Origin of the sequence: Aequorivita nionensis (assembly GCF_046352995.1) — a bacterium.
In the GTDB taxonomy this organism is placed as follows: Bacteria; Bacteroidota; Bacteroidia; order Flavobacteriales; family Flavobacteriaceae; genus Aequorivita; species Aequorivita nionensis.
This window is the reverse complement of sequence record NZ_CP130281.1, coordinates 1,976,488-1,995,278: the sequence shown is the minus strand read 5'-3', so window position 1 is coordinate 1,995,278 and position 18,791 is coordinate 1,976,488. Positions and strand designations below refer to the sequence as shown.

Sequence of the window (18,791 nt, the reverse complement as noted above, 5' to 3'; positions counted from 1 at the left end):
AAAATACAGTTTTGGATTTGAGTTTTTCAAAAATTGCTACAAACAACAGATTTGTGCATACCAACGGCAATTTTCAGTGGATTTTTATAAATAATTACGCTTCATAAACTGAAAAATGCTATCCATTGACGAATAGTTTCTCTCTGCAACAATTTAAATTGCAAAACTTTATAATGATTTAATTTTAAGTGAATTCTAAACTAATCATTATGAAAAAACTTCTATTTTATATTGTATTTTTCTCACTTGCAATTCCAAATGCAATAGCCCAATGGAGCGCGGGCGCCGATATTCCGGAACGAATACGCGCCGGGCAAACAATAGGCTACAGCAGTAGCAGCGATGGGTATCTTTTTATGGTTTCGGGAAGAAATCAGGATGGAATTATCACTCCAATTACGCAGCGCTATCAACTAAGCACAGATACTTGGACCAACGTTGCGCCGCCACCCACGCAGCTTTTGGGAGGTTCCATCGCTATTTTAAAAGACACGATTTATACGATTGGCGGACTGTTGACCACGCCGGGAAATGCAATAAAAAAGGTTCGGAAATACAACATCGCTTCAGATACATGGACGGACGCGGCAGATTTTCCCCGAACAATTGTGGACGCCAGGGCGGTTTCATACCAAGACAGTTTGATTTATGTGGTTGGCGGCTATCAGCACAAAACTTATTTGTATAACAGTACTTACAATCGCTGGCGGGAAGCTACAGCAATTTTGCCACCGGGAAGCAGTATAAGCTGGGGCGGTTTTGCAATACACGGCAATAAACTGGTGTATATGTGCGGCAGCGATGGGTTTATGTCAACCAACTATTGGAACACCGTTTGGGTTGGAACCATTGATGCCAACGACCGCTCCCAAATTACTTGGGAAGAAAAAACACCTTTTCCGGGAGAAACCAGAACTTTTTTTGAGGCACAAACTTGGCGCGATGGCGTAATCATGACGGGCGGAAGTACCGACAATACTTTTGAGACTTTTTCCGATGAAACGTATTTCTACAATCCCGATACCGATTTCTGGCGGCAATTACCCTCAAAACCCACCGCTTGGGTAACGGGGAATAGTGGTTCCGTTTTTATTGGTGATACTTCAAAATTGATCTGTGCTTCAGGTTTCCAAACCGATTATCTTTTGGAAACAGAGATTTTTTCACAGGAAGGCAGTCTTTCAATAGGCGAGTATTCAACAAATGAATGCGGAATCCAAAATTTCAAAATCTTAAATGACAGCATAAAAAAAGTAAATTTTTGCATTCTTGAAGATGGTAATGTAGAAGTTATGATTATAGATAATAGCGGCAGAATTGTTTCCAAATATGAAAGTATTGCAAAAGTTGCAGGAAGTTATACCATTCCTTTAGAAGGGTTGAATATTACCAATGGAATGTATTTCTGCACCGTTTCGCAGAATGGCAATTCAAAAACGAAAAAAATGTTGGTTTCAAATTAGTTAGTATTCTTTTGTTTATTGGGTTAGGGTGCTAAAATTTTAGCACCCTTTTTATATTGATTGCAACCAAAATTAAAAATGTACTTTCCATATATTTGATAAAAACTTTTTATGAAGCCAATTTTTGTACTTTTTTGCCTGTCTATTTTTTTAATCACAACTTCCACCCCTGCACAAACATTCACTACAACATTTGAAAGTTCAAACGGTCTAAAAACGGCAACCTATGGTGAAACCATCTACTATTATACTTCCCTCGCAATAAAATATCCTTCCATCTCAATATTTCAGATGGGCGAAACGGATTGTGGTCTTCCGCTTCATGTAATCGTTTTTGATCACCAAAATGAAAAACATTCAAAAGAAAATTTTTCAAAAAACGGTAAAAATCTTCTGCTAATAAACAACGGAATCCATCCCGGAGAGCCCGATGGCATTGATGCCACAATACTGCTTTTTCGGGATTTGGCCGAAAATAAAATTCCTTCGCCAAAGAACACAATTATAGCAACCATTCCAATTTATAACATCGGCGGTGCTTTAAACCGAAACAGTACAAGCCGTACCAATCAAAACGGTCCCGAGGAATACGGGTTTCGTGGAAACGCGAGGAATTATGATCTAAACCGTGATTTTATAAAAAGTGACACAAAAAATGCCCGCGCTTTCGCCGAAATTTTTCATTTGCTGAATCCGGATTTATTTATTGATAACCACGTTAGCAATGGTGCGGACTATCAATATGTGCTTACGCATCTTTTTACACAACACGATAAATTGGGTGGTGAATTGGGTAACTATCTGCATACATCCCTAATGCCACAATTGGAGAATTCGCTTCATCAAAAAAAGTGGGACATCACGCCCTATGTGAATGTTTTTAATCAAGTACCGGAAATTGGTTTTCAGCAATTTATGGATTCGCCTCGTTATTCAACAGGTTACACCACTTTGTTCAATACGTTGGGAATGATGGTGGAAACACATATGCTTAAACCCTACAAACAAAGAGTTGAAGGCACTTATGAATTGATGAAAACATTTATAAATATTGCCGATGCGGATGCAGAAAAAATAAAAAATCTTCGGAAAGAATCCTTCGAAAAATACAAAGTTGGAAACTACTACCCTATTTCTTGGGAAGTGGATTCCTCAAAAACTTCGACATTAAAATTTGAAGGTTTCGAAGGAAAAATGATTCCTAGTAATATAACTGGTGCTAATAGGTTGAAGTATTTCCGTGACAAACCTTTTACGAAAGATGTTACGTATTACAATAATTTCAAAGCGACCGATTCTGTGAAAATTCCTTCGGCATACATTGTTCCGGCTGGTTATTGGAACATTATTGAACTTTTGAAATTGAACAAAATTGAATTTTCAGTAATCAAAAATGATTCTACCATTTCAGCGGAAGTTTATCACATAAAAAGTTTTGAAACCGTGAAAAATCCGTTTGAGGGGCATTATCTTCATTACAAAACAGAAGTATCAAAAAATATTGAAAATGTTTCTATAAAAGCTGGAGATATTTTAATAAAAACCCAGCAGCCCGGTGTTCGTTATCTATTGGAAACGTTGGAACCATTTGCGACAGATTCATTTTTCAACTGGAATTTTTTCGATGCCATCCTTCAGCAAAAAGAAGGTTTCTCGCCCTATGTTTGGGAAGACATGGCTGAAAAATTTCTCAACGAAAACCCTGAAATAAAAAAGGAATTTGAAACTAAAAAGAGAAACGATCCTACCTTTGCCAATAACTGGTATTTGCAGTTGGATTGGATACACAAACAATCGCCTTACTACGATAAATCACACCTCCGTTATCCGATCGTTCGGGTGGGTGGTTAAATATTCTTTCGGAAAGAGCAATTTTATATTTTCGTAGGAATCCTGCAAAGCCAATTGTGATTTTTCAAAATTTTTCCACTTTACTTTTTTGATGCCCTCTTCAGGTTCAGGAATCAATGGACCGTCATAATCACTGAACATATCGTACCAGTACGTTATTTTCAATCGAAATTTATTGTTTCGGGTAAAAACGTGATAAGTAGTCATCAAAAAATCGCGAATTTCTAAATCCTTTACCCCCGTTTCTTCAATAACCTCTCTAATGGCGGCCTCTCGGTGGGTTTCTCCTTTTTCAATTTTCCCTTTCGGCAAATCCCACTTTTTGTTTCTTCTTATAAAAAGAATCTCCTTTTTACTGTTATAGACCAGTCCACCAGCGGCTTCAACCACTTTTATTTTCTTCCTAAGAAAACGCTCTAGCTTTTCCGCATTTTTGTGGTAGAGGTTCACGTAAAGCAGTTCGCCATTGTTTATTTTTTTTACCAACTTTTTAAAACGCGCCTGTTTTAAAGGAATGGTGGTGTAATGCTCCCCAATATTTTCTTCCGTTGAAAGAATAATGGGAATATCTTTTACAAAAACTTTATACATTTGCAGCATGATATTAAACAAAGAAACGGCGCAAAAAACCGCTGCCTTACTATTGCAAATTAATGCAATAAAATTGCAACCACAAAACCCTTTTACGTGGGCATCGGGATGGAAATCTCCAATTTACTGCGACAATCGCATTACACTTTCCTATCCGATGATACGGAATTACATCCGTGAAAACCTTGCAAAACAAATTGAGGAACTCTACGGAAAGCCCGAAATGATTGCCGGCGTGGCTACTGGAGCTATAGGAATTGGCGCTTTGGTTGCCGATTATTTAAACGTGCCTTTTTGCTACGTTCGTCCCGAAGCAAAGGGACACGGCCGCCAAAATAAAATTGAGGGTCATTTGGAAAAAAACACAAATGTAGTTGTTGTTGAAGACCTAATCAGTACCGGGAAAAGTAGTTTATTGGCCGTGGAAGCTTTAAAGGAAGCCGATGCGAACGTGAAAGGTATGCTCGCTATTTTCAGCTATGGTTTCAATACTGCGGAAGAAAATTTTAAAAACGCAAATGTTACATTGAATACGCTGAGCAATTATGAAATGTTGCTGGAAGAGGCCGAAAAGTCAAAATACATTAATGCTGAAGAGGCGGTTTTACTTTCTGAATGGCGGGAGAATCCTGCTGTTTGGGGGCAATAGTATTCAGTCGCAGTTTTCAGTCACAGTTTCCAGCACTTTTAAACTCATAAACTTCTAAACTCATAAACTCATAAATGAAACTAAACAGCAAAAAAGTAACAACCCAAAAATCTGCAACCGAACTTTGTGATTTTTTGGCCGACGTAAAGAATTTTGAAACTTTAATGCCCGAAAACATCAGTAAATTTGAAGTTATCAGAGAAAATGCTTTTGTATTTGCATTAAAAGGCATGCCCGAAATAGCGTTGGAAGTAAAGGAAGTTGAAAAGCCAAACAAAGTGGTTTTAGGGGCAATCAGCGATAAAATTCCGTTCACGTTAACTGGAAATATTGAAGAAGTTTCAGAAAACAGTTCAACCGTAGAACTTCATTTTGAAGGCGAATTCAATGCAATGATGGCGATGATGGTGAAAGGGCCTATTTCAAAATTTATTGATACGCTGGCTTCAAATTTGGAGCAGGTTTAATAAATTAGTTTCACTTCTTTCAGTTGAAATTTTTGCAACGGATTATTTTCCGTTTCCACCAAAAGTTCGCCACTATCAGAAACACCTTTTATAATTCCGTTGAGTTGTGAACCTTCAGGAGTTTCAAAAACTGAAACTTTTTCTTTTCGAAATAAATTAATTTCGTAAAGCCGTTTCATTTCTGAAAAATCACTTGATGAAAGATTTTTTAAATTTTTGAAAACATTTTTCAGAATTGTATCAAGCACTTCTTCCAATGGAAAGGTTTTTCCCGTTTCAAGTTTCATGGAGCTTGCCTGCGGAAGGTTCGGGAAGTCAGTTTCGTTCACATTGAGCCCAATTCCTATTATTGAATATTTTACAACACTGCCTTCCAACACGTTTTCAATCAAAATTCCGCCAATTTTCCTGTTAGCTGACAATATGTCGTTTGGCCATTTTATTGAAATATCCGGAATATTAAAGCGCTTAATGGCCTCTAAAATAGCTAATGAAACCGCCATTGAAATAACAAATTGGCTTGCTACCGTGAGTCTTTCAAACTCTTTAAAGATACTGAATGTAAGGCTTTGCCCTTCCCTAGATAGCCAACCGTTGCCCATTTGGCCACGCCCAGAAAGTTGGTTTTCTGCAACTACCACAGTTTCATCCAACAATTGGGTTTCTTTTGCCAATTGCTTCAAGTAGGTATTGGTAGAATCGATGGCATTAAGTTTGATTATCTTCAAAACAATATTTATGTTTAGTATTACGCTTTTAAGGCGCTTCAAGAAACAAAAAAGTAATAACTTTGCGAAAAAGAAAAGAAAAATAATTAATGCAGAAAAAACAAGCAGGAACAGATCAACTTATTGCTCAAATAATACGAGGGATTGAAGATGTAAAGGGAAATGATATTGAAATTCTTGACCTAAGAGATATAGAAAATACCGTTTGTGACTATTTTATAATATGCAATGGTACCTCAAACACACAGGTGAATGCCATTGTGAATTCCGTTCAAAAATCCGTAAGCAAAGCTTTAAAAGAAAAACCGTGGCACGTTGAAGGAAGTGACAACTCGGAATGGATACTTATGGATTATGTTCACGTTGTTGTGCACGTTTTTCAAAAACATATCCGCGAGTTTTATGATATTGAAGGACTTTGGGGCGATGCAAAATCAGTTAAAATAGAAACAACACACTAAAAAGAAAATAGCCATATGGCCGAAGAAAATAAAAATAAAAAGAGCGATTCAAAGAGGCCTAAGCCTAATTATTATTGGATTTATGCAGCAATAATACTGTTGTTTTTTGGGATCCAGATTTTTGGTGGCGGTAGTTGGTCACAGCCTGAAAAAACAAATCAGGTAAAATTTGAGGAATTTTTAAAAAACGGCGATGTTGAAAAAGTAGACATCATCAATAAAAAAATTGCAAAAGTTTATCTTACAGATGCCGCAAAAGAAAAGGAAATTCATTCTAAAAAAGGGAACACACCATCTTTTTTGGCGCCAGGTCCAAATGACCCTGATTATCAATTTGAATTTGGTGACCTTCAACTATTCCAAAAGGATTTTCAAGAAATAAAAACAGAAAACGGCTTAACCACTCCTTTAAATTTTGAAACAGACAATAACGTTTGGGGCGACATTTTAATGGGCATTTTACCATTTGTCATCATCATTGGTATCTGGATTTTTATAATGCGCCGGATGTCATCTGGTGCAGGCGGCGGTGCTGGTGGACAATTATTTAATATTGGTAAATCTAAGGCAAAACTTTTTGACGAGAAGACTGATGTAAAAACTTCTTTTAAAGATGTTGCTGGATTGGAAGGGGCTAAAGAGGAAGTACAAGAAATTGTGGATTTCCTTAAAAACCCAGAAAAATATACATCTTTGGGAGGTAAAATTCCTAAAGGAGCTTTGCTTGTAGGTCCTCCAGGAACAGGTAAAACCCTTTTAGCAAAAGCTGTTGCAGGTGAAGCCCAAGTTCCTTTCTTCTCACTTTCGGGTTCCGATTTTGTTGAAATGTTTGTAGGGGTTGGCGCTTCTCGTGTTCGTGATCTTTTCAAGCAAGCGAAGGACAAATCTCCAGCCATTATTTTTATTGACGAAATTGACGCCATTGGTCGTGCTCGTGGTAAGAACAACTTTTCCGGAAGTAATGATGAACGTGAAAATACGCTTAACCAACTTCTTACCGAGATGGACGGTTTCGGAACCAATACAAACGTAATCGTTTTGGCCGCAACAAACCGAGCTGATGTATTGGACAAAGCTTTAATGCGCGCCGGACGTTTTGACAGACAAATATATGTTGACCTTCCAGACGTACGTGAACGTAAAGAAATTTTTGAAGTCCACTTGCGCCCTATTAAAAAAGATGAAAATTTAGACACAGATTTTCTTTCAAAACAAACCCCTGGCTTTTCTGGAGCAGACATTGCGAATGTATGCAACGAAGCTGCTCTAATTGCAGCCCGAAATGGTAAAAAATCTGTTGGCAAGCAGGATTTTCTTGATGCAGTAGATAGAATTGTGGGTGGTCTTGAAAAGAAAAACAAAATAATGACAATGGATGAGAAACGTGCCATTGCCTTCCACGAAGCAGGCCATGCAACTGTTAGTTGGATGCTTGAACATGCTGCTCCGTTGGTAAAAGTTACCATCGTTCCCCGTGGACAATCATTGGGTGCCGCTTGGTATTTACCCGAAGAAAGATTGATTATCCATCCAGAACAGATGTTGGATGAAATGTGCGCAGCCTTAGGCGGTCGTGCAGCAGAAAAAGTGATTTTCAATAGAATTTCAACTGGGGCATTAAGCGATCTTGAAAAAGTAACGAAACAAGCTCGTGCTATGGTTACTATTTATGGTCTGAACGATAAAATAGGAAACCTTACATATTACGATAGCAGCGGACAGTCTGAATATAATTTCTCCAAACCTTACAGCGAGAAAACAGCTGAATTGATAGACAAAGAAATTTCTGCTCTTATTGAAAGCCAATACGAACGCGCCGTTAAGCTTTTAGAAGAGAACAAGGATAAACTGACCGAACTCGCGAACGTATTGCTAGAAAAAGAAGTTATATTTAAGGATAACCTCCAAAAAATATTTGGAGACCGTCCTTTTGAAATACCAGAAGAAGCAACCAGAGTGACAACAACTTAACCGTTGCCCCTTTTGATTTCATAATAAAAGTTTTTTTGGTAACACAACTTCAATATAGATTTTATATATTTGAAGTATAACCTATATACGAACTCCTCAATTAATTATTAATGAGTCTGTTTAAAAGACTTTTAAACCCTAACTATAAATCGGAAGAAAAGGCCAAACGCGCCGAGAAAGCCGATCATAGCACCTATTACCCTGAACAAAAACTTCCTATTGACGAAAAGTTCACTTATAATTTCAAAAATAACGGTGGTAAATTCATTTATTGTGAAAACTGGGAAGAGGTAACCGAAGCATTTGACAATATAATGATCGAGAATGACTGGTATGAACAGGATGTCTTTTGTGTTAACGAAATGCTTTCCACCAAGTTTGATGGTTTCAACCTCAACTTTACAAAAAAATCAGATTCAAAATTTTTCCTCTCTACTTGTGAATCATTGGTATCTAACAATGGTTCCATTTTGCTTTCTTCAAACCAAATAAAAGAAAAGAAGCTTAATGAACTACCCGCTAACTTCGTTATTTTTGCAACTACCAGCCAAATTGTTGATTCCATCAGTGAGGGTTTACGAATTATAAAAAACCAAAGCTCTGGTTACATTCCCAGTAACATTACTACTATTCAAGACTTTGAAACCGAAAAAGAAAAGGATTTTATGAGTTATGGAAGTAGCACAAAAAACCTATATTTGTTGCTACTGGAAGACTTATAATATGAAGGAAATTCTCGTGCGGACCCTTTCGGGCGTATTATACATTTCGATCATCATTTTTGCAATGTTCACTTCGCGCGAATGGTTTATGGGACTTTTTTTCGTACTTGCAGTTATCACTTTAAGCGAATATTTAAAACTCATTCATCTCACCAGCTATCTTGCCTACTTTCTGCTTGCAGCCTCTTTTTACTTTTTAAGCTATAACGTTTTTGCGGAAAATGCCATTTATCTTCTTTTAATTTTAAGTGGTTTTGTCAATCTTTTTTTATTGAAAGATGTGTTGTGGACAAGCAAAATTCCAATGTTCGAAAAGAAAAAATACATAACTGTGATATTCTACATTATCAGTGGTTTTGTTTTTCTTACCCTTATACCAATAATGAATATTGACGGTAGATTTATGCCAGAAATTATAGTAGCAGTATTTGTCTTGGTTTGGAGCAACGATACTTTTGCATACCTTATCGGAAAAAACTTTGGCAGACATAAACTCTTGGAACGTATTTCGCCAAAAAAAACAATAGAAGGTTTTGTAGGTGGTTTGTTGGGTGCTCTTTTGGCAGGATTTGTTATCTTTAAAGTGTTAGAAAACTATAGCCCGATGGATGCTGAAAGGTATCCTCTTTGGATTTGGATAGCAATGGCTATCATAGTCTCTATTTTTGGAACTATTGGAGATTTGATCCAATCTAAATTTAAAAGACAAGCCGGTGTTAAGGATAGCGGGATCATTATGCCAGGCCACGGCGGTTTATATGACCGGTTGGACAGTATAATTTACGCCAGTCCATTTGTTTATGCATTTTTATTAATTGTTGACAATGTTTCATAAAGAAGGTTTTAAAATTATTTTTATAGCACTGGTAATTGTTATCGGGCTTAGCCTTTTGGCAAATGTATTTGTTGAAAACCCAACCATTCGCGGTGGTATTATTATTTCACTGACACTACTCTTGCTATTGGTTTTGCAGTTTTTCAGAAATCCGAAAAGGAATTTTTTGGTAAATCCAGAACAAGTGCTTTCTTCTGTAGACGGAAAAGTTGTTGTTATTGAAGAAGTTTTTGAAAAGGAATATTTTAACGATAAAAGATTGCAGGTTTCTGTGTTTATGAGCCCTATAAATGTTCACGTAACGCGTTATCCCGTGGGCGGAAAGGTTGTTTACAGCAAATATCATCCCGGTAAATTTTTAGTGGCTTGGCACCCAAAATCTTCCGAAGAAAACGAGCGCACCACGGTAGTGGTAAATAACGAAACTTTCGGAGACGTCCTTTTCAGACAGATTGCCGGCGCTTTGGCCAAACGAATCGTGAATTACGCCGAAGTGAACCAAGAGGTAGACCAGGCCTCGGACAGTGGTTTTATAAAATTTGGATCACGTGTGGATATTTTCCTTCCACTTGATGCAAAAATAAAAGTAACCCTGAACCAAAAAGTTACAGGAGGAATTTCAATTATTGCCGAAAAATAATGACTTCAGAAGAGCTTGATATAGCCTTTAATAATGCCGTGAAGAGCATCAATGAACACACGGAACCTTTTCCTGCAGATATTTTATTACGGCTTTACGCATACTACAAAAGAGCCACTAATGATGCTGACATCCCGAGCGGCGGCAAACCACATATTTCGGCGTTTAAGACCAATGCCCTTTTCCAAACACGCGGACTTACCCAGGACGAAGCAAAACAACTCTATATTGAGGCAGTTAACCAATATTTTTTGTACCGAAAATAATTAGGCCTGCTGCGCCTTGTTGAATTTTATTTCGTAATCCTCAATAGCTTCCCGAATTTTGTCAACGTTTTCTGAAGCGCGTTCATGGGCGGCTTCCATTGCCTTTTCTAAATCTTTATCAGGATGTTGAAAAAGATCTGTGATCACGTGGTTAATTTTGTCAATAATACTTTTTTGACTGTTTTTGATGTCTTCCAATTTGTGAAGCATCGTCTCCATTTCATTATACTTTGCCTGATCCATAATTGTTTAATTTTTAAACAAGTTACGGGCAAAAGGTTTTCAAAAGGAAATAATTAACCTGGCTTTATAAAAAATTAAGAGTTTTTAACGGCATTTAGCGTTTATTGCAAACCCGCCAAACTAGCTTTCAATGTTTCAATTTTGGCTAGTGCATCTGCTTCTTTTTGCTTTTCCAAAGCAACAACTTGCTCAGGGGCGCCGCTAACAAAACGCTCGTTTTTAAGCTTGCCTTGAACGCTTTTTAAGAAACCTTCGGTGTATTTCAATTCTTCGGAAAGCTTTGCTATTTCTTCATCAACGTTTATGGCGCCAGCTATAGGGATGAAATATTCATTGCTTTTTACTCGGAATGTAAGCGCTCCATCAAGTTTTTCAGAAATGTAATTTAATTCTGAAATATTGCCGAGTTTTGAAATTACGGCATCAAACTCTTTTGAAGCATTGTCGTTATTCAACACAGAAAGTTCGATTGTATCTTTAAAGGAAATGTTTTTCTCTTTGCGAATGGTTCTGATCCCTGAGATTACTTCGGAAGCGAATTCAAAGTCTTTAATAATTTTTTCATCAAAAGATTCCATTTTTGGCCATTTTGAAATAATTAAAGCTTCGGAAATGTCGCGCTGGGTAATGTGTTGCCAAATTTCTTCTGAAATGAAAGGCACGAAAGGATGCAATATTTTTAAATTATCTTCCAAAACCGAAATTACTTCGAGATACGTTTTTTCAGAAATCTTTTCGCCAAAAGGTGGTTTTACCATTTCCAAAAGCCATGAACAGAAATCATCCCAAACCAATTTATAGGTTGACATCAACGCATCGCTGATGCGGTATTTGCTGTAATGATCTTCAATTTCGGCAAGCGTTTTTTGGAATTTGCTGCGGTACCATTTTAATGCAATAACATCACTTTGCGATTGGTTCTTTTCGGTATCAACTTCCCAGCCATCAATCAAACGGTAAGCGTTCCAAATTTTGTTGACGAAGGCACTTCCCTGTTTGCAAAGGTCTTCGTCAAACATTAAATCGTTTCCTGCAGGTGAACTCAAAAGCATCCCCACACGAACACCGTCGGCACCGTAAGTATCCATCAAATCTATTGGATCTGGTGAATTTCCCAACGATTTGCTCATTTTACGGCGCTGCTTATCACGAACAATTCCTGTTAAATACACATTTGTAAAAGGTTTTTCGTTTCTGTATTCATAACCCGCGATAATCATTCGCGCTACCCAAAAGAAAAGAATTTCGGGAGCAGTAACGAGGTCGTTTGTTGGATAGTAATAATTTATTTCTTTATTATCCGGCTCCAAGATTCCGTTGAAAACGCTGATAGGCCACAACCACGAGGAAAACCAAGTGTCCAGCGCATCAGGGTCCTGTTTAAGGTTGCTGGCAGTTAATTGTTGGTTGTTTGTTTTTTCTTTTACAAGTTGAAGTGCTTCATCAATGTTTTCAGCAACTACAAAGTCTTCCTTTCCGTCGCCATAAAAATAGGCCGGAATTTGCTGTCCCCACCAAAGTTGGCGAGAGATGTTCCAATCGCGCACGTTTTCCATCCAATGACGATAGGTATTTACAAATTTTTCGGGAACTAAATTTACGTCCTTTTCAAGAACAGCATCTAAGGCGGGCTGTGCAAGTTCCTTCATTTTAAGAAACCATTGGTCGCTCAATTTTGGCTCTATTACTGCGCCGGTACGCTCGCTCGTTCCAACTTTGTGCATATGGGTTTCAATTTTTGAAACCACACCCATTGCTTCAAGTTCCTTTACAATTTCCTTGCGAACCACAAAACGATCTTTTCCTTCATAATGCAGACCGAAACTGTTTAGAGTTCCGTCATCATTGAGAATATCTATTATTTCAAGATTGTGCTTATCGCCAAGTGCTTTGTCGTTTTCATCGTGTGCAGGAGTTACCTTTAAACAACCTGTACCAAACTCAATATCTACATATTCGTCTTGAATAATAGGAATTACACGGTTGCAAACAGGAACTATTGCTTTTTTACCGCGAAGGTGCGCAAAGCGCTCATCATTTGGGTTTATACAGATTGCTGTATCGCCTAAAATGGTTTCGGGGCGCGTGGTGGCGATGGTTAAGGTATCATCACTACCTTCAATTTTATAGTTTAGATAATAGAGATTGCCTTGCTTTTCTTCGTAAATAACCTCTTCGTCAGAAAGGGTGGTCTTTGCCTGCGGATCCCAATTAACCATACGGTAGCCGCGGTAAATGTTTCCTTTTCTGTACAAATCCACAAATACTTTTATTACGGAGGCAGACATTTCTTCATCCATCGTGAATTTGGTTCGGTCCCAATCACAGGAGGCGCCCAGTTTCTTCAACTGCTCTAGAATTATTCCACCGTGTTTGTGCGTCCATTCCCAAGCGTGTTCTAAAAATTCCTCGCGAGAAAGGTTTGCTTTATCAATCCCTTCAGATTTCAATTTTGCAACCACTTTTGCTTCGGTTGCTATGGATGCATGGTCTGTTCCAGGTACCCAACAAGCATTAAAACCCTGCAAACGTGCACGGCGAATCAAAACATCCTGCAAGGTATTGTTGAGCATATGGCCCATATGCAAAACTCCCGTAACATTTGGCGGAGGGATGACGATGGTGTATGGCTTTCTTTCATCAACTTCAGAATGGAAATAACGGTTTTCCATCCAGTAGCTATACCACTTGTTTTCAATCTGTTTTGCATTATATTTTGCTTCTAAAGCCATACTTTGGTCTGGTATTTGTACTATGAGTTGCAAAAGTAATTATATCTAAAGGATAATAAAAGTGAATAAGTTATTTTGCTTGTTGTTCAAAAGTTATATACTTTAGCAATCATTAAAAACACAAAATCATGAAAAAATTAGCTCTTATGGCTCTTGTTGCCTTTATCGGTTTTGCCGCACAGGCGCAACAAGCAAAAATTAGTTTCAAGGAAGACACCGTGGATTATGGCACTATCGCAAAAGGCAGTGACGGCGTTCGCGTATTTGAGTTCACTAACACTGGCGATGCCCCGCTTATTATTAGTGATGTAAAGTCCAGCTGTGGTTGTACTGTGCCTAAAAAACCGGACGGTCCCATTGCACCTGGCGCTAGCAGCACTATTCAGGTTAAGTATGATACCAACCGTGTTGGCCCAATCAGAAAAACCGTTACCGTTTATTCTAATGCCAGCGAGCCTATGGTGGCCTTAAAAATAAAAGGTGAAGTTATGAGCGACTCTAGTAGTGTTCTTGAAAAAAGCTAGAAAACTTTACTTAAAATAAAATCCGGCTGGAGCAATTGACTTCAGCCGGATTTTTTTTTAAAAAACACTTTTCAGGTAAAATTTTACCTTATTTGTATAAGCCCCTCTTTTAAACTCTATATAGATTCTTTTACCTTCATCAGACGAAAACATTTCAATTAATTGGTAGAGTTCATATTCATAACTGGGCTTTCCATTGATACTTATTATTTCATCGTCTTTTTCAATTCCAGCCAAAGCAGCTGGAGAGCCTTCACGCACATCAGCTACAACATATTTTGGGACCAGCGAAAAATGAACTTCAGTTGTTATGGATACGCTACTTCTGGTAAAATTATCGTTTTGGTTTGCTCTGTCTGAAAATACTGGCGCTCGACGTTTCTCTTTCACCAGTTCCATACCGTCATGCTCCAGCGTTATCCCGCTCATATTATAGTTGAAAGGATCATTGAATTTACTGTTTTTTTTAAAGCGAATTAATTTATTTCCATAATCGAAAGTAACGGTAAATCTACTTAACAGCCCGCCGCCAACACTGCCGTCCCGATCCTCATAATAACGCGCTTTCATAATCGCATCTTCTTCGGGAAATGAGGTATTCACTTCCTTTAAATGATAATTACCGACCATAAGTTCAGGAATTCGGGCACGCTTACCAAAAATGTTGCCACTAAGGCCTAATCCCAAAAAGTCTTTGAAGTAATTTTTTGGAGATTCACTGATGAAATAATCATGATCAAAAAGCCATATAACATCACTAGAGCCTGAATCTACAAGCAGTTTAACATCTTCCTGCTTTTCTTCAGAAATAACTTTTAAAGAAATATAAGGTTTACTTCCAACAAAATTTAACGGTAAATCTTCACATTTTGCACAGGCTTTTAAAGAATACTTTTTAGGATCATAAACAGTTATCACCTTCGAAGTATAATTAATTTTAACAATAAAATTTTGAAAAAAGTCATTTCCCAAAATGCCGTGGATTGGAATGCCCATCCGTGGAGAAAAATTGAGTGAACTATCAAATATTATATAGAGTGAGTGATTCCAGTCTACCGCATCTTTAACTTTTACTTTGTTATTTAGGCTTTTTAGTGCATTTACAGTACCGCCTGGACCCAAACCCTGTAAAAGCACAGGAAAAGTGTTCCGAAGCTGGATACTATCCGCTGCTTCCAAACTAAAAAGAATTGTAGATTTTACACCAGTATCAAGAATAAAAGAAAGCGGCGTACCATTGATATCCACTTCAATAATAGGCAGGTTATTTACCAATCTAAATGGAATTCGGCTCTTCTTTTTACCGTTTTGCAAAAAAAAACTAGATTGAGCCGAAATTGAAGCACAAAAGCAAATTGCCAAAAGAAAAAACCAAGTTTTATGCAAATCTTTAAGAATTGAATTAAAAACAATTGAAGGTATAAAAAAAAGGTGAATGTTGATATAGGCACAATGGAATTATAAAATATATTTCGCAACTTTGTGGCAAATAAATTCACTATGCCTTCAGTTTCACACAAAGGGAAAAACATGCCGGAATCACCTATCCGCAAACTGGTTCCCTACGCCGAAAAAGCCTATAAAGCAAATAAAACTGTTTATCACTTAAACATTGGTCAGCCTGATATCAAATCGCCAGACATTGCAATGGAAGCTGTGGCAAACCACCATTTGGAGATTCTTGCCTACACCCGTTCTGAAGGTTCCCAAGAGTATCGAGAAAAAATAGCTGGCTATTATCACAAAAACAACATTCCCGTTGAGGCAAGTGATATTATTGTAACCACAGGCGGAAGCGAGGCGCTTCTTTTTGCAATGGGAAGTATTGCAGATGTTGACGATGAAATAATTATTCCCGAACCATTTTATGCCAATTACAACGGTTTTGCAACAGCTTCCGGCGTAAAGATTGTTCCGGTAATTTCGAAAATTGAAGACAACTTTGCCCTTCCTCCAATTTCAGAATTTGAAAAACTGATAACCCCTAAAACCAAGGCAATCCTTATCTGCAACCCTGGAAATCCAACCGGTTATCTTTATTCAAAAGAAGAAATCCAAACTTTGGCGGAAATTGTAAAGAAGCACGATTTGTTTTTGGTGGCTGACGAAGTATATCGTGAATTCACCTATGACGGCTACAAACATTATTCAATTCTCGAGGAACCAAGTATGGCCGAAAACGGGATCATTATTGATTCGGTTTCAAAAAGATACAGTATGTGTGGCGCGCGCATTGGTTGTTTGGTTTCAAAAAACAAACAAGTTATTGCTACTGCCTTAAAATTTGCCCAGGCACGTTTGAGTCCGCCCACCTTTGCACAGATTGCAAGTGAAGCGGCACTACAAACCCCACAAAGTTATTTTGACGAAGTAATCACGGAATATCAAGACAGAAGAAACACTTTGGTCGCAGCACTAAAAGCCATTCCCGGTGTTCAGGTTGGCGAGCCAAAAGGTGCTTTTTATTGCATAGTGCAACTTCCTGTAAAAAACAGCGATGCTTTTGCACAGTGGCTTTTGGAAGAATTTGATGACAACGGCGAAACGATTATGGTGGCTCCCGCCGCAGGTTTCTATTCCAGTCCTGGCGTTGGTTTGAACCAAGTGCGAATTGCGTATGTTTTGAAAAAGGAAAGCCTTGTTCGCGCAGTGGAAATCTTAAAACTTGCACTTCAAAAATATAAGGATTGATGCGGATTGAAGAGCACAAATCGCTTAAAAATCACAATACATTTGGCATAGCTTGCAACGCGCGTTATTTTGTTTCGGTTGAAACAATAGCAGAACTGAAACAGGCGCTATCCGAAAAACCTTCCGAGGAACTTTTTATTCTTGGCGGTGGCAGCAATATGCTGTTGACGGATGATTTGGATATGTTTGTTCTTCACATAAATTTAAAGGGAATTGAAATTTTAAAAGAAACCGAAACTGAAGTTTTGGTAAAAGCGATGGCCGGTGAAAATTGGCATGAGTTTGTTCAATATTCTATTGCGAAAGATTTTGGCGGTTTGGAAAATCTCTCGTTGATTCCTGGAAACGTTGGTACGGCGCCCATTCAAAATATCGGCGCCTATGGCGTAGAGTTGAAAGATACGATTGAAAGTTGCAATACTCTTGAAATTGAAACTTTAAAAGAACGAAAATTCACAAAAGAAGAATGTGAATTTGAGTACCGAAATTCCATCTTCAAAAATGAGGCGAAGGGAAAGTACATTATTACCAGCGTTACTTTCCGACTGACCAAAAACAATCACAAAACAAGTATTTCTTACGGCGATATTCAAAAAATTTTAGCCGATAAAAATATCGAAACCCCTTCAATAAAGGATATTTCCGAAGCGGTAATTGCCATTCGCCAATCCAAACTTCCCGATCCAAAAGTATTGGGAAACAGTGGCAGTTTCTTTAAAAATCCTGTTGTGGATTCGGAAACTTTTCAGGAATTTAGAAGAAATTTTCCCGAAGCTCCTTTTTACGAAGTTTCACCTACAGAATTTAAAATTCCCGCAGGTTGGCTGATTGAAAAGGCAGGTTTTAAAGGCCAGCGTTTTGGTGATGCTGGAGTGCATAAAAATCAAGCCTTGGTTTTGGTAAATTATGGAGGCGCAACTGGCAAAGAAATCTGGAACCTTGCCATGGAAATCCAAAAAAGCGTTAAGGAAATGACAGGAATATTTATTGAACCGGAAGTGAACGTTTTTTAGTTTTCGTTCAGCAAACCATCCAAAACATAAATTACACCGTTTGAACCTTCAACACTACCTTTCAACACTTTAGCGCTCGCCCCTTTTCCGTCAGAAATAATAATATCTTCACCAGATTTTGTAGCTGTTAAAGTAACTCCAGCAAGTGTTTTTAATTTTGTCTTTCCACTTTTATTGATTGCTTGCAGTAAAGTTACTTTATCCATTTTCCCCGGAACTATGTATGATTTCAACATTTCTTCCAACTTCGGGTTATTGTCCGGTGTGGCATAAAACTTCTTTTTTTCAGCTGTCAGTGATTCAAATGCTGCCGATGAAGGTGCAAAAACAGTAAACGGACCTTTATCTTCTGAAAGCACTGTTCCCATTCCGGCAGTTACCAAATAACTTGCATATTTTTTTAACTGTGGTTCGTTCATTATGCGAGCCATTACACTTTTTATAACAGCAATATCTTCCGGTGTCAGGTCCTTTTTAAGAGCTCTTTTCACGGGCGGCTTCTGGACAGTATCCACAACAGCACTTTCACCTCCTTTTTTTTGAGCATCCTGTGCTTCATTTTTACAAGAAAACGCCAACAAGGCAAACATAGAAATCAATAGAAAAGTGAATGGTTTTGGCATCATTAAATTATTTAAAATGGAGCCTAAAAATACTTAAATTCCGAGCAAAACAACAAGAAAGATTGTATTTTTGCAGTCTAATTTATAGTTATGAAACTTTTACTTATTACGTTAGCATTATTATTACTTGCAGTTGCTGGTATCGCAATAAAACTATGGGCCAAAAAGGACGGAAAATTTGCTGGAACCTGTGCCAGTCAAAGTCCTTTTTTGAACAAAGAGGGTCAATCTTGCGGTTATTGTGGAAAAACTCCAGACCAGTTTAAAAACTGCTCAGAGGATAGCCATAAATTGGAAACTTCCAATTCCAAATAAACACCA

General features: G+C 37.8%; 20 protein-coding genes. 14 read left to right on the top strand and 6 right to left on the bottom strand.

Annotated features, from left to right (window positions below; all coding sequences use genetic code 11):
- Nucleotides 1-209: 209 nt before the first annotated feature.
- Nucleotides 210-1,463 (top strand): kelch repeat-containing protein, encoded by a 1,254-nt coding sequence (locus tag Q2U82_RS09000; RefSeq protein WP_410004544.1) that lies wholly within the window; start codon nt 210-212, stop codon nt 1,461-1,463.
- A gap of 111 nt (nt 1,464-1,574) precedes the next feature.
- The gene (locus tag Q2U82_RS08995) at nt 1,575-3,314 is read left to right on the top strand and encodes a M14 family metallopeptidase (RefSeq protein ID WP_410004543.1); all 1,740 of its coding nucleotides are present in this window, start codon (nt 1,575-1,577) and stop codon (nt 3,312-3,314) included.
- On the opposite strand, the gene Q2U82_RS08990 is transcribed toward Q2U82_RS08995, so the two are convergent.
- Nucleotides 3,276-3,905 carry an NUDIX hydrolase gene (locus tag Q2U82_RS08990; protein WP_410004542.1) on the bottom strand — a complete coding sequence of 210 codons (630 nt, stop codon included), beginning with the start codon at nt 3,903-3,905 and terminating at the stop codon, nt 3,276-3,278. The genes Q2U82_RS08995 and Q2U82_RS08990 overlap by 39 nt on opposite strands.
- 7 nt (nt 3,906-3,912) lie before the next feature.
- On the opposite strand from Q2U82_RS08990, the gene pyrE reads away from it, so the two are divergent.
- Nucleotides 3,913-4,554 carry an orotate phosphoribosyltransferase gene (gene pyrE, locus Q2U82_RS08985; RefSeq protein WP_410004541.1) on the top strand — a complete coding sequence of 214 codons (642 nt, stop codon included), beginning with the start codon at nt 3,913-3,915 and terminating at the stop codon, nt 4,552-4,554.
- Between the two features lie 74 nt (nt 4,555-4,628).
- Nucleotides 4,629-5,021 carry an SRPBCC family protein gene (locus Q2U82_RS08980; RefSeq protein WP_410004540.1) on the top strand — a complete coding sequence of 131 codons (393 nt, stop codon included), beginning with the start codon at nt 4,629-4,631 and terminating at the stop codon, nt 5,019-5,021.
- On the opposite strand, the gene Q2U82_RS08975 is transcribed toward Q2U82_RS08980, so the two are convergent.
- The gene (locus tag Q2U82_RS08975) at nt 5,018-5,749 is read right to left on the bottom strand and encodes a biotin--[acetyl-CoA-carboxylase] ligase (protein WP_410004539.1); all 732 of its coding nucleotides are present in this window, start codon (nt 5,747-5,749) and stop codon (nt 5,018-5,020) included. The genes Q2U82_RS08980 and Q2U82_RS08975 overlap by 4 nt on opposite strands.
- A gap of 89 nt (nt 5,750-5,838) precedes the next feature.
- Between Q2U82_RS08975 and rsfS the strand changes: the two genes are divergently transcribed.
- The 6 genes from rsfS (at nt 5,839) to Q2U82_RS08945 (ending at nt 10,644) form a co-directional block, all read left to right on the top strand.
- Nucleotides 5,839-6,210: a ribosome silencing factor gene (gene rsfS / locus Q2U82_RS08970; protein ID WP_410004538.1), complete on the top strand. Its 372-nt coding sequence runs from the start codon at nt 5,839-5,841 to the stop codon at nt 6,208-6,210.
- 15 nt (nt 6,211-6,225) lie between these two features.
- Entirely contained in the window at nt 6,226-8,181 is a 1,956-nt protein-coding gene (gene ftsH / locus Q2U82_RS08965; protein ID WP_410004537.1) for an ATP-dependent zinc metalloprotease FtsH, read from the top strand.
- A gap of 110 nt (nt 8,182-8,291) precedes the next feature.
- Complete coding sequence (locus tag Q2U82_RS08960) at nt 8,292-8,903, top strand: LUD domain-containing protein (RefSeq protein ID WP_410004536.1); 612 nt, start codon at nt 8,292-8,294, stop codon at nt 8,901-8,903.
- 1 nt (nt 8,904) lies between these two features.
- Nucleotides 8,905-9,738 carry a phosphatidate cytidylyltransferase gene (locus Q2U82_RS08955; protein ID WP_410004535.1) on the top strand — a complete coding sequence of 278 codons (834 nt, stop codon included), beginning with the start codon at nt 8,905-8,907 and terminating at the stop codon, nt 9,736-9,738.
- A complete protein-coding gene (locus tag Q2U82_RS08950; protein ID WP_410004534.1) occupies nt 9,728-10,378 on the top strand; it encodes a phosphatidylserine decarboxylase family protein in 651 nt (216 codons plus the stop codon). The genes Q2U82_RS08955 and Q2U82_RS08950 overlap by 11 nt, the downstream gene beginning before the upstream one ends.
- Nucleotides 10,378-10,644: an acyl-CoA-binding protein gene (locus Q2U82_RS08945; protein ID WP_410004533.1), complete on the top strand. Its 267-nt coding sequence runs from the start codon at nt 10,378-10,380 to the stop codon at nt 10,642-10,644. Before Q2U82_RS08950 ends, Q2U82_RS08945 begins: the two co-directional genes overlap by 1 nt.
- Here Q2U82_RS08945 and Q2U82_RS08940 read toward each other — a convergent pair whose 3' ends face one another.
- The gene (locus Q2U82_RS08940) at nt 10,645-10,887 is read right to left on the bottom strand and encodes a hypothetical protein (protein WP_410004532.1); all 243 of its coding nucleotides are present in this window, start codon (nt 10,885-10,887) and stop codon (nt 10,645-10,647) included. It abuts the gene before it with no gap.
- Nucleotides 10,888-10,988: 101 nt separating this feature from the next.
- The gene (locus Q2U82_RS08935) at nt 10,989-13,619 is read right to left on the bottom strand and encodes a valine--tRNA ligase (RefSeq protein ID WP_410004531.1); all 2,631 of its coding nucleotides are present in this window, start codon (nt 13,617-13,619) and stop codon (nt 10,989-10,991) included.
- Between the two features lie 128 nt (nt 13,620-13,747).
- On the opposite strand from Q2U82_RS08935, the gene Q2U82_RS08930 reads away from it, so the two are divergent.
- Entirely contained in the window at nt 13,748-14,143 is a 396-nt protein-coding gene (locus Q2U82_RS08930; RefSeq protein WP_410004530.1) for a DUF1573 domain-containing protein, read from the top strand.
- A 57-nt stretch (nt 14,144-14,200) separates the two neighbouring features.
- On the opposite strand, the gene Q2U82_RS08925 is transcribed toward Q2U82_RS08930, so the two are convergent.
- A complete protein-coding gene (locus Q2U82_RS08925) occupies nt 14,201-15,457 on the bottom strand; it encodes an aspartyl protease family protein (RefSeq protein WP_410004529.1) in 1,257 nt (418 codons plus the stop codon).
- Nucleotides 15,458-15,643: 186 nt separating this feature from the next.
- Here Q2U82_RS08925 and Q2U82_RS08920 point away from each other — a divergent pair, with 186 nt between their 5' ends.
- Nucleotides 15,644-16,834: a pyridoxal phosphate-dependent aminotransferase gene (locus Q2U82_RS08920; RefSeq protein WP_410004528.1), complete on the top strand. Its 1,191-nt coding sequence runs from the start codon at nt 15,644-15,646 to the stop codon at nt 16,832-16,834.
- Nucleotides 16,834-17,847 (top strand): UDP-N-acetylmuramate dehydrogenase, encoded by a 1,014-nt coding sequence (gene murB, locus Q2U82_RS08915; protein WP_410007150.1) that lies wholly within the window; start codon nt 16,834-16,836, stop codon nt 17,845-17,847. Before Q2U82_RS08920 ends, murB begins: the two co-directional genes overlap by 1 nt.
- Here murB and Q2U82_RS08910 read toward each other — a convergent pair.
- Nucleotides 17,844-18,470, bottom strand: a complete 627-nt coding sequence (locus Q2U82_RS08910) for a fasciclin domain-containing protein (RefSeq protein WP_410004527.1) — start codon at nt 18,468-18,470, stop codon at nt 17,844-17,846. The genes murB and Q2U82_RS08910 overlap by 4 nt on opposite strands.
- A 90-nt stretch (nt 18,471-18,560) precedes the next feature.
- Here Q2U82_RS08910 and Q2U82_RS08905 point away from each other — a divergent pair, with 90 nt between their 5' ends.
- Nucleotides 18,561-18,785 carry a membrane or secreted protein gene (locus tag Q2U82_RS08905; protein ID WP_410004526.1) on the top strand — a complete coding sequence of 75 codons (225 nt, stop codon included), beginning with the start codon at nt 18,561-18,563 and terminating at the stop codon, nt 18,783-18,785.
- Nucleotides 18,786-18,791: the final 6 nt, after the last annotated feature.

Coding starts and splice junctions, on each gene's coding strand:
- Q2U82_RS09000 (WP_410004544.1), top strand. CDS start 210: ATGAAAAAACTTCTATTTTATATTGTATTTTTCTCACTTGCAATTCCA.
- Q2U82_RS08995 (WP_410004543.1), top strand. CDS start 1,575: ATGAAGCCAATTTTTGTACTTTTTTGCCTGTCTATTTTTTTAATCACA.
- Q2U82_RS08990 (WP_410004542.1), bottom strand. CDS start 3,905: ATGTATAAAGTTTTTGTAAAAGATATTCCCATTATTCTTTCAACGGAA.
- pyrE (WP_410004541.1), top strand. CDS start 3,913: ATGATATTAAACAAAGAAACGGCGCAAAAAACCGCTGCCTTACTATTG.
- Q2U82_RS08980 (WP_410004540.1), top strand. CDS start 4,629: ATGAAACTAAACAGCAAAAAAGTAACAACCCAAAAATCTGCAACCGAA.
- rsfS (WP_410004538.1), top strand. CDS start 5,839: ATGCAGAAAAAACAAGCAGGAACAGATCAACTTATTGCTCAAATAATA.
- ftsH (WP_410004537.1), top strand. CDS start 6,226: ATGGCCGAAGAAAATAAAAATAAAAAGAGCGATTCAAAGAGGCCTAAG.
- Q2U82_RS08960 (WP_410004536.1), top strand. CDS start 8,292: ATGAGTCTGTTTAAAAGACTTTTAAACCCTAACTATAAATCGGAAGAA.
- Q2U82_RS08955 (WP_410004535.1), top strand. CDS start 8,905: ATGAAGGAAATTCTCGTGCGGACCCTTTCGGGCGTATTATACATTTCG.
- Q2U82_RS08950 (WP_410004534.1), top strand. CDS start 9,728: ATGTTTCATAAAGAAGGTTTTAAAATTATTTTTATAGCACTGGTAATT.
- Q2U82_RS08945 (WP_410004533.1), top strand. CDS start 10,378: ATGACTTCAGAAGAGCTTGATATAGCCTTTAATAATGCCGTGAAGAGC.
- Q2U82_RS08940 (WP_410004532.1), bottom strand. CDS start 10,887: ATGGATCAGGCAAAGTATAATGAAATGGAGACGATGCTTCACAAATTG.
- Q2U82_RS08935 (WP_410004531.1), bottom strand. CDS start 13,619: ATGGCTTTAGAAGCAAAATATAATGCAAAACAGATTGAAAACAAGTGG.
- Q2U82_RS08930 (WP_410004530.1), top strand. CDS start 13,748: ATGAAAAAATTAGCTCTTATGGCTCTTGTTGCCTTTATCGGTTTTGCC.
- Q2U82_RS08920 (WP_410004528.1), top strand. CDS start 15,644: ATGCCTTCAGTTTCACACAAAGGGAAAAACATGCCGGAATCACCTATC.
- murB (WP_410007150.1), top strand. CDS start 16,834: ATGCGGATTGAAGAGCACAAATCGCTTAAAAATCACAATACATTTGGC.
- Q2U82_RS08910 (WP_410004527.1), bottom strand. CDS start 18,470: ATGCCAAAACCATTCACTTTTCTATTGATTTCTATGTTTGCCTTGTTG.
- Q2U82_RS08905 (WP_410004526.1), top strand. CDS start 18,561: ATGAAACTTTTACTTATTACGTTAGCATTATTATTACTTGCAGTTGCT.